Source organism: Streptomyces hokutonensis (assembly GCF_042751305.1).
GTDB lineage: Bacteria > Actinomycetota > Actinomycetes > Streptomycetales > Streptomycetaceae > Streptomyces > Streptomyces hokutonensis_A.
This window is the reverse complement of the sequence record NZ_JBHYWD010000006.1, coordinates 49045-61742: the sequence shown is the minus strand read 5'-3', so window position 1 is coordinate 61742 and position 12698 is coordinate 49045. Positions and strand designations below refer to the sequence as shown.

Sequence of the window (12698 nt, the reverse complement as noted above, 5' to 3'; positions counted from 1 at the left end):
ATCCGTCCGCCCTTTGCCGTCCGCACAACTGCCGTACGGACACTGCCGTCTCGCCCTTCGGACAGCCGTCGTCCACCGGACCTCGTCCTACCCGGCCAGGCGGACGTTCGAACCCTTCACCTTGATCTCCACACTGTTCTTCGCGGCCTGCACACTGGCCAGCTTCACCCCGCCCGGCAGCTGGTCGATCGTCTGCTGGAAGTCGGTGATGGAGCGGATCCGGGAGTCGGCGAGATCGATGACCAGCTTGGGCAGGTTGTCGGCGTGCACCTTCACGGTGTCGCCGTCGACGGTGACCGTGCTGAGCACGGGGTACGTCGTCTCCTGGCCGGCGGCCGAGATCTTGACGTCGACCTTGATCTTGCCGTCGCCGCCGTCGGAGAGGTTGACGACCTGGGCCTTGACCCCGGTGAAGATGTCCGTCGGCTGGGACTTGGCGGCCTTGAGCAGCTGGTCGTAGGCGATGCTCGCGGAGCCGGTCGCGCTGGCCGCGGTGGCGGAGCTGTAGCCGTTGGAGAACTTGACGTCCTTCATGTCGGCCTTGAGGTTGTCGATCCGGATCGTGGAGGTGCCGCTGCCGGTCGTGTTCGCGGTGGTCGCCTCGTAGGTCTTGATGGTGAGCGCCACGTCGTCCAGCTCACCGGAGGCGACCTGGGTGAGGAAGGGGAAGCCCTTGATGGAGACGTCGGGGGCGGAGGCGAGGTTCTCGCTCGTCTGCACCTTGCCCGCCGCCTCGTCCTGCGCGAAGTAGACCGCGACCCGGTCCACGACCACGAACAGGACGCCCAGAATCACCACGACGGTCAGAAGTATTCGTAGCCCACGCATTTACGGTGTTCCCCCACCTGGCGGTCGTCGAAGAGAGCGGTACAACGACCGGGTGGCCGCGAATCGCGAGCGTAGTCCCGCGAGATGCGTGCAGTGGGAAATTGTCGATCACCTGTGACAGGGGGGCGTGATTACGCCAGCGCGCGCCCCAGTACGTAGACCGCCGGGGCCGCCGCGGCGAGCGGGAGGGCCACACCGGCCGTGAAGTGGACGAAGCGGGACGGGTAGTCGTAGCTCGCGACGCGGTGGCCGATGAGGGCGCAGCCCGCCGCGACCGCGCCGAGCAGGGCGCCCTTCGCGCCGAGGCCGGTCATCCCGCCGACCGCGATACCCGCGCCGGCGGCGGCGAGCAGGGAGACGACCACTGAGGCGACGGTCGGCAGCGGCAGCGCGCGGGCCAGGATCGCGACCGCCACGGCAGCCGCGCCGACGGTGACCGCGTCCGGGTCGGCCGCGAGGTGGCCGGTCGCGACGATGGCCAGGGCCGCCGAGGCGACCGTCGCCATCAGGCTGGTGATCCGGGTGTCCGGGTCGGCGTGCGAGCGCAACTGCATGACGAGGGAGAGCAGGACCCAGACGCCGAGGGTGCCGAGGATCGCGGCCGGTCCGTTGTCCCGGCCGGCCGCCAGCAGTGCCACGTCCGCGACGAGCGCGCCCGCGAAGGCCAGCGCGATGCCCTGCCGGGCGGGCCACATCCCGTTCAGCCGGAACCAGCCCGCCGCCGTGACCGCCTGGAGCACGACGAGCGGTACGACGAGGGCGTACAAGCCGATCTGCGCGGTGACGGAGAGGAGGATCGCCAGGAGGGCGGTGAGGCCGGCGGGCTGCATCCCGGGTTCGATGATCGGCGAGCGGCCTTCCAGCCGGGCCCGCTGGGCGTCGGTGATCCGGGCGTTCCCGGCGAGGGAGGGCGGGCCGTAGGCGACCGCCTCCTCCGGGGCGGCGGGAGCCGGGGGCGCGGTCACGGGGGCCTGCGCGTAGGGGTCGTAACTCGGCGTCGGCGCCTGGTAGTTCTGCGGTGGGAAGTACGCCAGGTCGGACGCGGAGGGTCTGGACTGCTGGACCTGGGTGTCCCAGGTCTGGCCCTGCCACTGCTGGGTGTACTGCTGCGCGGCGTGCGGGTCGTCGTAGGCCTGCTGCTGCCCGGGCCAGGCCTGCGCCTGCTGCTGGGCCTGCTGCGGCTGTTGCTGCTGCTGGGCGTAGGGGTCGTAGCCCTCGCCATAGCCCTCGTACGGCTGGTTGCTCATCGCTTCGCTCATCCTCCTGCGAACGGCGGGAGCACCTCGACCGTGCCGCCCTCGGCCAGCCGTACCGTCTCATGCCCGCGGGTGCCCACGGGGTCACCGTCGACGAGGAAGGAGCATCGCAGCAGTACGCGGGCGAGTTCCCCGGGGTGTCGCTCGCGCACCTCGGCGAGGGCCTCGGCGAGGGTGGCCGCGTCGAACGGCTCCTCGGCGATCCCGGCCGCGGCCTTCGCGGCGGCCCAGTAGCGCACCGTGACCTTTGGCATCCGCTTCCTCAATCGATCGGGGGCTGCAACCGCCAGGCTAGCTCTCCTGTGAACCGGCCCAGCGCCCGATGCGGGCCAGCAGGTCGTCACTGGCCGCGTGCTCGGCGTGGCCCATGCCGGGCTCCAGCCAGAGTTCGGCGTGGTCACCCGCGGCGTCGGCCAGCATGCGGGGGTGGTCGAGTGGGAAGTAGCCGTCGATCTCGCCGTGCACGACGAGGAGCGGGGTCGGCGCGATGCGCGGGACCGCCTCCACCGGGGAGAGCGGGACCGGGTTCCAACCGCCGCGCTCGATACGGGTCTTGAGGCCGAGGCGGCCGACCAGGCGGCCCTCGGGGCGGGTCACCAGCCAGTGGAGCTTCCGCATGGGGGCGGTGCCCCGGTAGTACCAGCGGGCCGGCGCACTCACCGAAACCACCGCGTCCGTGCGCGCTTCCGTGCGCCCCCTGCGCCCCTGACCGTCCGCTTCACCCTCCGGGCCGTAGAGCGCCGCGTGCCGCAGCACCACCGAACCGCCCATCGAGAAGCCGACGGTGACCACGCGCGCGTGCCCCTGCTCGCGCGCCCAGGCGACCGCCGCGGCCAGATCGAGGACCTCGCGGTCGCCGACGGTTGAGCGTCCGCCGGACCTTCCGTGACCCCGGAACGAGAACGTGACCACGGCCCCGTACTGGGCGAACGCCTCGACCACCCGGCGCACGTGCGGCTTGTCCACGTCGCCCGTGAAACCGTGCGCGACGACGAACACCAGGTCACCGGAAGGTGGCGGGGAGGCGTCGTATACGACCACTGCCGGGTCGTATACGGAATCGATCGTCACCCCGTCGTCGGTGTGCAGAAACGTCCGCAAAGGTGTGCGTCTGATCGTCTCAGAGTTCGGACGAACGGTGGATCGTGCCACATGACCTGCCGTACCAGCGCTCATGTGGGCTATTCTGCTCGACAGAGGACTCGGGCAGAGAAGCCCCCGGGTCCTTTTGTGCTTCCAGGAGCGTTGTATACGAAGCGGTACACCACGGGAAACCACAGGTGGCCGCAGGTCATACAGGGCCCCCGGGACCGCAAACGCTGTGCCGCACGACACACGTCCTCGCAGGGACCGAGGAGGAACCAGACTTATGAGTTCTCTGCTGCTCCTGACCAATGCCCTCCAGCCGTCTACGGAGGTGCTTCCGGCCCTCGGCCTGCTGCTGCACAACGTGCGCGTGGCACCGGCGGAAGGCCCCGCTCTCGTCGACACCCCCGGTGCCGACGTCATCCTCATCGACGGCCGCCGTGATCTGCCCCAGGTACGCAGCCTGTGTCAGCTCCTCCGCTCCACCGGACCGGGATGCCCGCTCATCCTCGTCGTCACCGAGGGCGGCCTCGCCGCCGTCACCGCCGACTGGGGCATCGACGACGTACTGCTCGACACGGCCGGCCCGGCCGAGGTCGAGGCTCGGCTGCGCCTGGCCATGGGCCGCCAGCAGATCGTCAACGACGACTCCCCCATGGAGATCCGCAACGGCGACCTCTCCGTGGACGAGGCGACGTACTCCGCCAAGCTCAAGGGCCGGGTCCTCGACCTGACCTTCAAGGAGTTCGAGCTCCTCAAGTACCTCGCCCAGCACCCGGGCCGCGTCTTCACGCGCGCCCAGTTGCTGCAGGAGGTCTGGGGCTACGACTACTTCGGCGGTACGCGGACGGTCGACGTCCACGTACGACGGCTGCGCGCCAAGCTCGGCCCCGAGCACGAGTCGCTGATCGGGACCGTCCGGAACGTCGGTTATCGATTCGTGACCCCGGAGAAGGGCGACCGGGGCGGCGAGGAGGCGAAGCTCAAGGCGAGCGCCGCTCTCGCAGGTGCAAAGCCGGAGGATGCGGACGAGACGGCCGACTCGACCGCCCTGGACGCGACCGAGATCCCGGCACAGGCTTAACCCGCGTCCGGGCAGGGCATCGCTTCCGCACGGCTACTCGTCGGTTCTCGTCGCTTCCGCACGGAGATGCTGTGCGGAAGCGACGAGAAGCTTCGAAACGCCCTGCCCAGAGCGGGTCAATCCGCGTAGACTCCGCGCGTGGCCAAGGTGACTCGGGATGATGTAGCGCGACTGGCAGGGACGTCGACTGCCGTCGTCAGCTATGTCATCAACAACGGACCCCGGCCGGTTGCCCCGGCCACGCGCGAGCGTGTCCTCGCCGCGATCAAGGAACTGGGGTACCGACCGGACCGGGTGGCCCAGGCCATGGCGTCCCGGCGCACGGACCTCATAGGCCTGATCGTGCCGGACGCGCGCCAGCCCTTCTTCGGGGAGATGGCGCACGCGGTCGAACAGGCCGCGTCCGAGCGCGGAAAGATGGTGCTGGTCGGCAACTCCGACTACGTCGCCGAGCGCGAGGTCCACTACCTGCGCGCGTTCCTCGGCATGCGCGTCTCCGGCCTGATCCTCGTCAGCCACGCGCTGAACGACCTCGCCGCCGCCGAGATCGAGGCCTGGGACGCCCGCGTGGTCCTTCTCCACGAACGCCCCGAGGCCATAGACGACGTCGCCGTCGTCACGGACGACCTCGGCGGCGCCCAGCTCGCCGTCCGCCACCTCCTGGAGCACGGCTACGACTACGTCGCCTGTATGGGCGGTACGGCCGAGACACCTGCCGTCGGCGACCCGGTCTCCGACCACGTCGAGGGCTGGCGGCGCGCGATGACCGAGGCCGGCCTGCCGACCGAGGACCGGCTCTTCGAGGCGCCGTACAACCGCTACGACGCCTACCAGGTCGCCCTGGGGATCCTCTCCGGACCCCGGCGGCCGCCCGCGATCTTCTGCTCCACCGACGACCAGGCGATCGGCCTGCTGCGGGCCGCGCGCGAGCTGCGCATCGACGTGCCGGGCGAACTCGGCGTGATCGGCTTCGACGACATCAAGGAAGCCGCCCTGGCGGATCCGCCGATGACAACGATCGCTTCGGACCGTCCGGCGATGGCCAGGGCGGCCGTGGACCTCGTGCTCGACGACGGGCTGCGCGTGGCGGGCTCCCGTCGCGAGCGGCTGAAGGTGTTCCCCTCCCGCCTGGTGACCCGGCGGTCCTGCGGCTGCGAAGCCTGACCGGACCGCCGGTTCACGGTTTTCTGATCAGAACAGCAGGTTGTACTGGTTGTAGCCGGTACCCAGCTTGATCCGCGTCCCGAAGAGCGCGGTCGTCGCCTTGTTGGTGCCCGGGTAAAGCCACAGCGTGCCGCCCGAGTCGCGGGTGATGACATCCGCGATGCCGTCGCCCGTGACGTCACCGGCTGCGACGTACGAGGTGAAGTTCCAGCCGGTACGGGCCTGGACGCGGGCCTTCCACGGGGCCTTCTCGACCTGGGTGCCCGCGTAGAGGTAGAGGACACCGGAGGAGTTGCGGACCAGGAGGTCGGCGCGGCCGTCGCCCGTCAGGTCGCCGTGGCCGAAGATCTTGACGTTCTTCCACGCCTTGTTGACGACCTTGACCTTGCCGTAGAACTGGCCGTTGCCCTTGCCCGGGTAGAGGTAGACCGAGCCGTCGGCGTCCACCGCGACCAGGTCGGGGCGGGCGTCACCGGTCAGGTCGCCGGGGATCGCGTACGACTTGTAGCCGCCCCACACGGAGGTGATCTGCATCCAGTCGAACTCGCCCGTGGAGTGGTTCAGGTAGTCGCGCCAGAGGGTGCCGTCCGTCTTGTCGCGGACGATCAGGTCCTGGTACGAGTCCCGGTCCAGGTCGGCCTGGAGACCCCAGCTCGCCGCCTGCCAGCCGCTGCCGACGTAGGCGCGCCGCGCGAGCGAGGTGCCCTTGCTGTCCTGCTCGAACAGCCCGCCCGAGGGCGTACGGGCCACCAGGTCGGCGCGGCCGTCGAAGGACAGGTCGGTGTCGTCGATGCGCGGCTGCGCGGCCCAGGTGTACGAGCCGACCTTGGTGAAGACCGGGTAGGCGCCCTTGGCGGTGCAGCCGGCCACGCCCCAGGAGACGATGCCGATGACCTTGTTGTCGACGATCACCGGACCGCCGGAGTCACCGTTGCAGGGGCTGGTGGTGCCCTCGTCGGTGCCGGAGGCGGGGGTGCCCGCGCAGAACATCGAGCCCTCGATGAACTCGTCGTCCCCGAGGACCGTCTTCATCGCGCTGTCGCAGGTCGCGTCGTCGACGACCGGCAGCGTGGCCTTCTTCAGGTTCGCGGAGAGCTCGGTGCCGGTGCCGGAGGTCAGGCCCCAGCCGTAGACCGCGGCCTTCGCGCCCGGGGTGATGTACCCGAGGTCGTTCAGGTAGGCCAGCCGCATCGTCTGCTGGTCCAGGGGGCGGTCCAGGGTGAGGACAGCGATGTCATTCTGCGTGGTGGTCGCGTTGTAGCGCGGGTGGTTCCACTGGCGCGCGACGCCCGCGACCGTGCCGGACGTGTCGTCGTAGAGGCCGGTCGCACCGGCCAGGACGGCGCCGTTCTTCGTCCAGTTCAGGCCCGCGACGCAGTGCGCGGCGGTGAGGACCTTGTTCGGGGCGACCAGGGTGCCGCCGCAGAAGTAGCCGTCGCCGGTCGTGTCGTCGTAGTAGGCGAGCTGGACCATCCACGGCGCGCTGGAGATCGTGGTCTCGGTGCCGCCGATGATGTACGGCGTTTTGGTCGCGGTCTTCTTGGCGGTCGCCTGGGTCCTGGCCGCGTCGACGACGCGGGAGCGCAGTTCCTTGTCGGAGGCGGTGGGCTGGGTCAGCCCCGCCTGGGCGGCGGCAGCGGCGGCGGACGGCAGTCCGGGCGGGCCGTCGGCCGCGGTGGCGGGCTGGGCCGCGAGAACGCCGGCGCAGCTCAGCGCCAGCGCGAGGGCGGCGGCCGGGAACGCCGTCGTGGGGCGTCTCAGTCGGCCGCGCAGGACACGTATCACTCGGGACTCCTGGTGTGGGTGTCGTAGTGGGCCCGAGAAGGGCGTACGACGCGACCACGCAGGGCCGACAACATGCTTTCCGTGATGCTTCTCGTAATGCTTTCCGTCACGGCGCACGTACCGGCTCTGTTCGCGGAGCCCCCCTCCGGCCCGGAGATCGTAGGCCCCGCCTGCCACCTCCCACACGTGTCCCACAGGGGTCACACAAGTATTCGTCCGCCCCGTGCCGTGCCCTCACTCCCCCGCAACCTCCCGTTTCCCCGAGTTTCCGGGCCTCCGGCATCTTTATATCGGGCATACGAGGTTCTGTCGGGCTTCTCAGCGGGGACTCAGGTACCTCTCATGATCGCGCGACAGTCTCTTTTCCATGACCGAGAGCTTCCGCCGCAGCGGCGAGTACGAGACCCCCCAGGGCGACCAGCCGCAGGCGTACCCCCAGCAGCAGCACGCCTCTTCCCCCGTGAACCCGGAGTGGCCGCCCCCGCCGGCGTACCAGCCGCAGCCGGCGCAGCCCGTTCAGTCTGCTCAGCCCGTTCAGTCTGCTCAGCCCGTTCAGTCTGCTCAGCCCTTTGACTCGGCCCAGCAGCCAGTCACCGTCGAGCCGGGTACGACGGTGTGGCCGGGCGGTCAGACGCCCGCGCCCTCGCCCTCGCCGCAGGCCGCGTTCGGCTCGGACGGATACGGCGGCGGTTCCGGTGGTGGCGGCGACACGGCTCTCCTCACCCCCGTCCAGGCGGAAGCGCCCAAGCCCAAGAAGCGGACCCGCGGTCCGATCGCGCTGCTCGCCGCCGTGGCGATCGTCGCGGCGGCCGTCGGCGGCGGTACCGCGTACGCCTTCCAGCAGCTGACCGGCAAGGACACCGTCGCCACCACCAGCACCACCACGGCGGTCGTGCCCTCCAGCAAGCGGGGCGACGTCGCCACCATCGCCGCGACCGTCAGCCCTAGCGTGGTCGAGGTCGAGGCCACCCTCAGCAACGGCACCTCCACCGGCGCCGGCGTGATCATCACCGCCGACGGCGAGATCGTCACCAACAACCACGTCGTCTCCGGCGCCACGTCCGTCAAGGTCAAGACGAGCAACGGCAAGTCGTACACCGCGAAGGTCGTCGGCACCGACAGCAAGAAGGACCTCGCGCTCCTCAAGCTGGAGAACGCCTCCGGCCTGACGGCCGCCACCCTCGGCAACTCCTCCGGCGTCCAGGTCGGCGACACGGTCGTCGCGATCGGCTCCCCCGAGGGCCTCACCGGCACGGTCACCAGCGGCATCGTCTCCGCCCTCAACCGTGACGTGACCGTCTCGACCGACGAGAGCCAGAGCCAGGGTTCCGGCAGCGGCAACGGACAGTGGCCCTTCCAGTTCGGCGGCCAGCAGTTCAACGGCGACACCGGTTCGTCCACGACCACGTACAAGGCCATCCAGACCGACGCGTCCCTCAACCCCGGCAACTCCGGCGGTGCCCTGATCGACGCGAACGGCAACATCATCGGCATCAACTCCGCGATGTACTCGTCGAGTTCGTCCTCGTCCTCGTCGTCCGACGCCGGCAGCATCGGCATCGGCTTCGCCATCCCGATCAACACCGTCAAGGCGGACCTGGCTTCGCTGCGGGCGGGCGGTTCCGACAGCTGAGTCCGTAGTCCAACGATCAGTGTTCAGTGATCACTAGGGAGTACGTCATGATCAAGCAGGTTTCGCACACGGTGACGGACGCCGGAGCGGCCGGTCTCGGCCTGGCCCTCGGGGTGGCGTACGAACTGCACGCGCCGGCGGCACGGGCACCGGAACTGGCGCCCGCCCCGGAGCTGATGGGGCTCCGCACCGGCGCGGCCCACCCGCACCACCGGAAGGTGCCGCTGAGCCGGCTCGCGACGATGCGGGCCTGAGCCCGAAGGACGGGGTCGATGCGGGAAACGACGCGGTCGTCACGGAAGACGAGTGGCTCGGAGACAGCGAGGCCGCCTTGGGCGGCGGGCCGGCTCCGGACACCGCGAGGCGCTCCGACTCCGACACCGCGAGGCCGCTCCGCCCGGCGGACCGGCTCGGGCACCGCGAGGTGACTCCGGGCGCCGCGCGGCCGATCTCACCCTTTATCCCCTCCCCTCCTCCTTTACGCGCCAGCCGGGAAACATGCGAGGCTGATTGCGACCAGCCGATCGTTGTCTCCCCGTCCCACCGCACCCGAGGAATCCAGCCCATGAGCCCCGCCGAAGGCGACCGTGACACCCAGCGCATCCTGATCGTCGACGACGAGCCGGCGGTGCGTGAAGCACTCCAGCGCAGTCTGGCCTTCGAGGGGTACGACACCGAGGTCGCCGTCGACGGCGCGGACGCGCTGGAGAAGGCGACCGCCTACCAGCCCGACCTGGTCGTCCTCGACATCCAGATGCCGCGCATGGACGGCCTCACCGCCGCGCGCCGCATGCGCGGGGCGGGCACGACGACCCCGATCCTCATGCTCACGGCCCGCGACACGGTCGGCGACCGCGTGACCGGGCTCGACGCGGGCGCCGACGACTACCTCGTCAAGCCCTTCGAACTCGACGAACTCTTCGCGCGGGTACGGGCGTTGCTGCGCCGCAGCTCGTACGCGGCGGCCGCGGCTGCCGGGCAGGCACCCGAGGACGACTCCCTCACCTTCGCCGACCTCCGCATGGACCTCGCGACGCGCGAGGTGACGCGGAACGGGCGCCAGGTCGAGCTGACCCGCACGGAGTTCACGCTGCTGGAGATGTTCCTCGCCCACCCCCGCCAGGTCCTCACCCGCGAACAGATCCTGAAGGCGGTCTGGGGCTTCGACTTCGAGCCGTCCTCCAACTCCCTCGACGTGTACGTGATGTACCTGCGCCGCAAGACCGAGGCGGGGGGCGAGCCGCGGCTCGTGCACACGGTTCGTGGAGTGGGGTATGTCCTTCGGCAGGGTGGCGCGGAGTGAAGAAGGTCCTCGACCGGTTCCTGCACCGCTTCCGCACCCTGCCGATCCGGTCCCGACTGGCGATGCTGGTCGCGGCGGCGGTGGCGTTCGGGGTGGCGGCGGTTTCGGTTACTTGTTGGTTCATCGTGCAGGGGAAGCTGTACGACCAGTTGAACACTGACCTTACGAGGTCCGGGATGAGGGGACCCGGTCAGAACCAACAGGTCCAGATCGCCCTGCTCAACTGCACCACGTCCCCGCAGGACGACAACAACAACTTCGTCCGGAACGCCTACGCCCAAGTGGTCACGGAGAAGGGCAAGGTCTGCGTCCAGGACAACTCCACGGGGGTCGTCAAGGTCACCCAGGCCGACAAGAACGAAATCAAGAAGGGCGACGCGAGCCAGGCCTACTTCCGCAACGGCACGGACACGGACGGCAACCCGGTACGCGTGATGACGCGCTTCGTGGCCCCCACCACCAACACCGCCTCCGGAGCTCCCGGGCCCAATGTCGGACTCCTCGTCGCCGTCCCTCTCAAGAGCACCCAGGACACGCTGAACGAACTGGCCCTGATCCTCCTCCTCGTTTCCGGCATCGGAGTGGTCGGTGCCGGCGCGGCCGGACTCGCGGTGGCGCGTGCGGGCCTGCGCCCTGTCGACAAGCTCACCGAGGCCGTCGAACACGTAGCCCGCACTGAGGACTTGGCCATCCGCATCCCGGTGGACAAGGACAGTGACGACGAAGTCGCCCGTCTCTCCCGCTCCTTCAACTCGATGACGACCTCCCTCGCGAACTCCCGCGAGCTGCAGCAGCAACTCATCGCGGACGCAGGTCACGAACTCCGTACCCCCCTCACCTCCCTCCGTACCAACGTCGAGCTCCTCACCCGCAGCGAGGAGACGGGCCGCCCGATCCCCCCGGCGGACCGCAAGGCGCTGCTCGCCTCGGTGAAGGCGCAGATGACCGAACTGGCGTCCCTGATCGGCGACTTGCAGGAACTGTCCCGTTCGGAGGGTCAGCGGGGCGAGCGCGTCCAGATCGTCTCGCTCCAGGACACCGTCGAAGCGGCCCTGCGCCGAGCGCGCCTGCGCGGCCCGGAGTTGACGATCACGGCGGACGTCCAGCCCTGGTACGTCCAGTCGGAGCCCTCCGCGCTCGAACGCGCCGTGGTCAACATCCTCGACAACGCGGTGAAGTTCAGCCCCGAGGGCGGCACGATCGAGGTCCAGCTCACCCGCGGTGTCCTCACGGTCCGCGACCACGGCCCCGGCATCCCCGAGGACGAGATCCCCCACGTCTTCGACCGCTTCTGGCGTTCGCCGTCGGCACGCGCCCTACCCGGTTCGGGCTTGGGCCTGTCGATCGTCGCCCGCACGGTCCAACAGGCGGGCGGCGAGGTGACGTTGTCCCGCGCACCGGGCGGCGGCACGGTGGCGACCGTACGACTGCCGGGGGCGCCGACTCCACCGCCGGAGGGCTCCGCCTCTCAGTAGGCGAGTTAAAAAAAAGTGTGTCACTTCTGGTGGGAAGTGACACACATTTTCGGGGGTGGGGTCGTGGGGGCGGCGCCGCGCTTCGCGCCCTACGGACCTTCTCGGCAGCGATCTTGTGAATGCCGCCGCGGATGTCAGGCGCCCCGTCGTACTCCTCATCGCTGATGTCCAGACCGATCAGGTCCCGGACGACCTGCCGGTCGGCGGCCAGTTGCTCGACCAGTTGCCTGACGGACACGCATCGGTCCTTGGCGACGCGGGCGAGATGATCCAGAGTCTGCTGGGAGACCCGGATGGTCGTGGTCTCTGCCATGGCTAGTCCTCCGCCGGAGGCAGAGCAACAGGCTCAGGTTCTTGCCAGAAGACCTCTTCGACCACGATCTGGGGATCTTCGGTTCGGCGGACGAAGGTGTATTTCAGCCAGCCGTTTCCACCGTCGAAGAAGCAGAGGTGGCGGCCCTTCGGTTCGGTGGACCGGCCCGGCATGACGCTCATGCCCTCGGGTAACCCGGCGTCGGCGTTGATGCCACGGAAGTACGGATCCTTCGCGGTGACCAGTTCGGCTCGCGCCGCAAGGACGATCTCACGAGCGTGGTCGGGCAGTGCCTCGAAGGTGGCAAGGGCATCGGTTCGCCAATCCGCCTGCCAAGGCGGTCCCATGAACCCATCGGTCACTCGCCGGGCTCCAGGTCTCGGACCCGGTAGTGAATCTTCGCCGCCTCTTCGAGGAGGGCTTTCGCCTCGGCGCTGTCGGTGCACTCGTACGCAGCTCGGTGTTCGAGGTCGCGGACGTGCGCGTCCAGCCTGGGATCACGGGCGAGGGCGTACTCACCCCACCAGCGGGCCATGAACGCGGGCACGGGACCTACGTCGTACGCGTCGGCGATCGCCCACTTCCAGTGGGCGTCGAAGTCCGGGAGGAGTTCGGGAGTGTGCTGCGCGATGGCCCTGCGCAGCGCCTTCGGCGTCCGCTCGGGCATCGGCGGGACGGACGGCTCGGGTTCGGCAGCGTGAGCAGTCATGGCCGGTGCCCTCCTTCGACGCGTCGTGTCTACGACCATAACCGGCTCGTCCGTTCCCTCTC

The 12698-nt window shown here is 69.6% G+C and carries 13 protein-coding genes; 6 read left to right on the top strand and 7 right to left on the bottom strand.

All coding sequences use genetic code 11. The features are described from left to right. Window positions 1-87: 87 nt before the first annotated feature. The 4 genes from ACFXC1_RS17655 to ACFXC1_RS17640 all read right to left on the bottom strand — a co-directional run bounded on the left by ACFXC1_RS17655 (window position 88) and on the right by ACFXC1_RS17640 (window position 3260). Window positions 88-828, bottom strand: a complete 741-nt coding sequence (locus ACFXC1_RS17655) for an LmeA family phospholipid-binding protein (protein WP_381243656.1) — start codon at window positions 826-828, stop codon at window positions 88-90. 131 nt (window positions 829-959) lie between these two features. After that, window positions 960-2075, bottom strand: coding sequence for a hypothetical protein (locus ACFXC1_RS17650; RefSeq protein WP_381243654.1), 1116 nt, complete (start codon window positions 2073-2075; stop codon window positions 960-962). A gap of 8 nt (window positions 2076-2083) precedes the next feature. Continuing rightward, window positions 2084-2338, bottom strand: coding sequence for a MoaD/ThiS family protein (locus tag ACFXC1_RS17645; protein WP_019073733.1), 255 nt, complete (start codon window positions 2336-2338; stop codon window positions 2084-2086). A gap of 37 nt (window positions 2339-2375) precedes the next feature. Then, complete coding sequence (locus ACFXC1_RS17640; RefSeq protein ID WP_381243652.1) at window positions 2376-3260, bottom strand: alpha/beta hydrolase; 885 nt, start codon at window positions 3258-3260, stop codon at window positions 2376-2378. Window positions 3261-3453: 193 nt separating this feature from the next. Between ACFXC1_RS17640 and ACFXC1_RS17635 the strand changes: the two genes are divergently transcribed. Further along, window positions 3454-4254, top strand: coding sequence for a response regulator transcription factor (locus ACFXC1_RS17635; protein ID WP_381243650.1), 801 nt, complete (start codon window positions 3454-3456; stop codon window positions 4252-4254). A gap of 138 nt (window positions 4255-4392) precedes the next feature. Then, the gene (locus tag ACFXC1_RS17630; protein ID WP_381243648.1) at window positions 4393-5418 is read left to right on the top strand and encodes a LacI family DNA-binding transcriptional regulator; all 1026 of its coding nucleotides are present in this window, start codon (window positions 4393-4395) and stop codon (window positions 5416-5418) included. 27 nt (window positions 5419-5445) lie between these two features. On the opposite strand, the gene ACFXC1_RS17625 is transcribed toward ACFXC1_RS17630, so the two are convergent. Then, window positions 5446-7203, bottom strand: coding sequence for a trypsin-like serine protease (locus ACFXC1_RS17625; protein ID WP_381243646.1), 1758 nt, complete (start codon window positions 7201-7203; stop codon window positions 5446-5448). A gap of 367 nt (window positions 7204-7570) precedes the next feature. Here ACFXC1_RS17625 and ACFXC1_RS17620 point away from each other — a divergent pair, with 367 nt between their 5' ends. From ACFXC1_RS17620 to ACFXC1_RS17605, 4 genes are all read left to right on the top strand, one after another. Continuing rightward, window positions 7571-8836 (top strand): S1C family serine protease, encoded by a 1266-nt coding sequence (locus ACFXC1_RS17620; RefSeq protein ID WP_381243644.1) that lies wholly within the window; start codon window positions 7571-7573, stop codon window positions 8834-8836. Window positions 8837-8883: 47 nt separating this feature from the next. Further along, the gene (locus tag ACFXC1_RS17615) at window positions 8884-9090 is read left to right on the top strand and encodes a hypothetical protein (protein ID WP_381243642.1); all 207 of its coding nucleotides are present in this window, start codon (window positions 8884-8886) and stop codon (window positions 9088-9090) included. 311 nt (window positions 9091-9401) lie between these two features. Further along, window positions 9402-10139, top strand: coding sequence for a response regulator transcription factor (locus ACFXC1_RS17610; RefSeq protein WP_200713942.1), 738 nt, complete (start codon window positions 9402-9404; stop codon window positions 10137-10139). 62 nt (window positions 10140-10201) lie between these two features. Next, window positions 10202-11614 (top strand): sensor histidine kinase, encoded by a 1413-nt coding sequence (locus ACFXC1_RS17605; RefSeq protein WP_381244306.1) that lies wholly within the window; start codon window positions 10202-10204, stop codon window positions 11612-11614. Window positions 11615-11929: 315 nt separating this feature from the next. Here ACFXC1_RS17605 and ACFXC1_RS17600 read toward each other — a convergent pair whose 3' ends face one another. Both ACFXC1_RS17600 and ACFXC1_RS17595 read right to left on the bottom strand, forming a co-directional pair. After that, window positions 11930-12289 (bottom strand): hypothetical protein, encoded by a 360-nt coding sequence (locus ACFXC1_RS17600; protein WP_381243640.1) that lies wholly within the window; start codon window positions 12287-12289, stop codon window positions 11930-11932. After that, entirely contained in the window at window positions 12286-12636 is a 351-nt protein-coding gene (locus ACFXC1_RS17595) for a hypothetical protein (protein ID WP_381243639.1), read from the bottom strand. Before ACFXC1_RS17595 ends, ACFXC1_RS17600 begins: the two co-directional genes overlap by 4 nt. Between the last annotated feature and the right edge of the window lie 62 nt (window positions 12637-12698).

What these genes read in the sequence shown, in the direction of transcription:
- ACFXC1_RS17610 (WP_200713942.1), top strand. Translation starts at nt 9,402, where the DNA reads ATGAGCCCCGCCGAAGGCGACCGTGACACCCAGCGCATCCTGATCGTC.
- ACFXC1_RS17645 (WP_019073733.1), bottom strand. Translation starts at nt 2,338, where the DNA reads ATGCCAAAGGTCACGGTGCGCTACTGGGCCGCCGCGAAGGCCGCGGCC.
- ACFXC1_RS17640 (WP_381243652.1), bottom strand. Translation starts at nt 3,260, where the DNA reads ATGAGCGCTGGTACGGCAGGTCATGTGGCACGATCCACCGTTCGTCCG.
- ACFXC1_RS17620 (WP_381243644.1), top strand. Translation starts at nt 7,571, where the DNA reads ATGACCGAGAGCTTCCGCCGCAGCGGCGAGTACGAGACCCCCCAGGGC.
- ACFXC1_RS17650 (WP_381243654.1), bottom strand. Translation starts at nt 2,075, where the DNA reads ATGAGCAACCAGCCGTACGAGGGCTATGGCGAGGGCTACGACCCCTAC.
- ACFXC1_RS17615 (WP_381243642.1), top strand. Translation starts at nt 8,884, where the DNA reads ATGATCAAGCAGGTTTCGCACACGGTGACGGACGCCGGAGCGGCCGGT.
- ACFXC1_RS17655 (WP_381243656.1), bottom strand. Translation starts at nt 828, where the DNA reads ATGCGTGGGCTACGAATACTTCTGACCGTCGTGGTGATTCTGGGCGTC.
- ACFXC1_RS17605 (WP_381244306.1), top strand. Translation starts at nt 10,202, where the DNA reads ATGCTGGTCGCGGCGGCGGTGGCGTTCGGGGTGGCGGCGGTTTCGGTT.
- ACFXC1_RS17635 (WP_381243650.1), top strand. Translation starts at nt 3,454, where the DNA reads ATGAGTTCTCTGCTGCTCCTGACCAATGCCCTCCAGCCGTCTACGGAG.
- ACFXC1_RS17595 (WP_381243639.1), bottom strand. Translation starts at nt 12,636, where the DNA reads ATGACTGCTCACGCTGCCGAACCCGAGCCGTCCGTCCCGCCGATGCCC.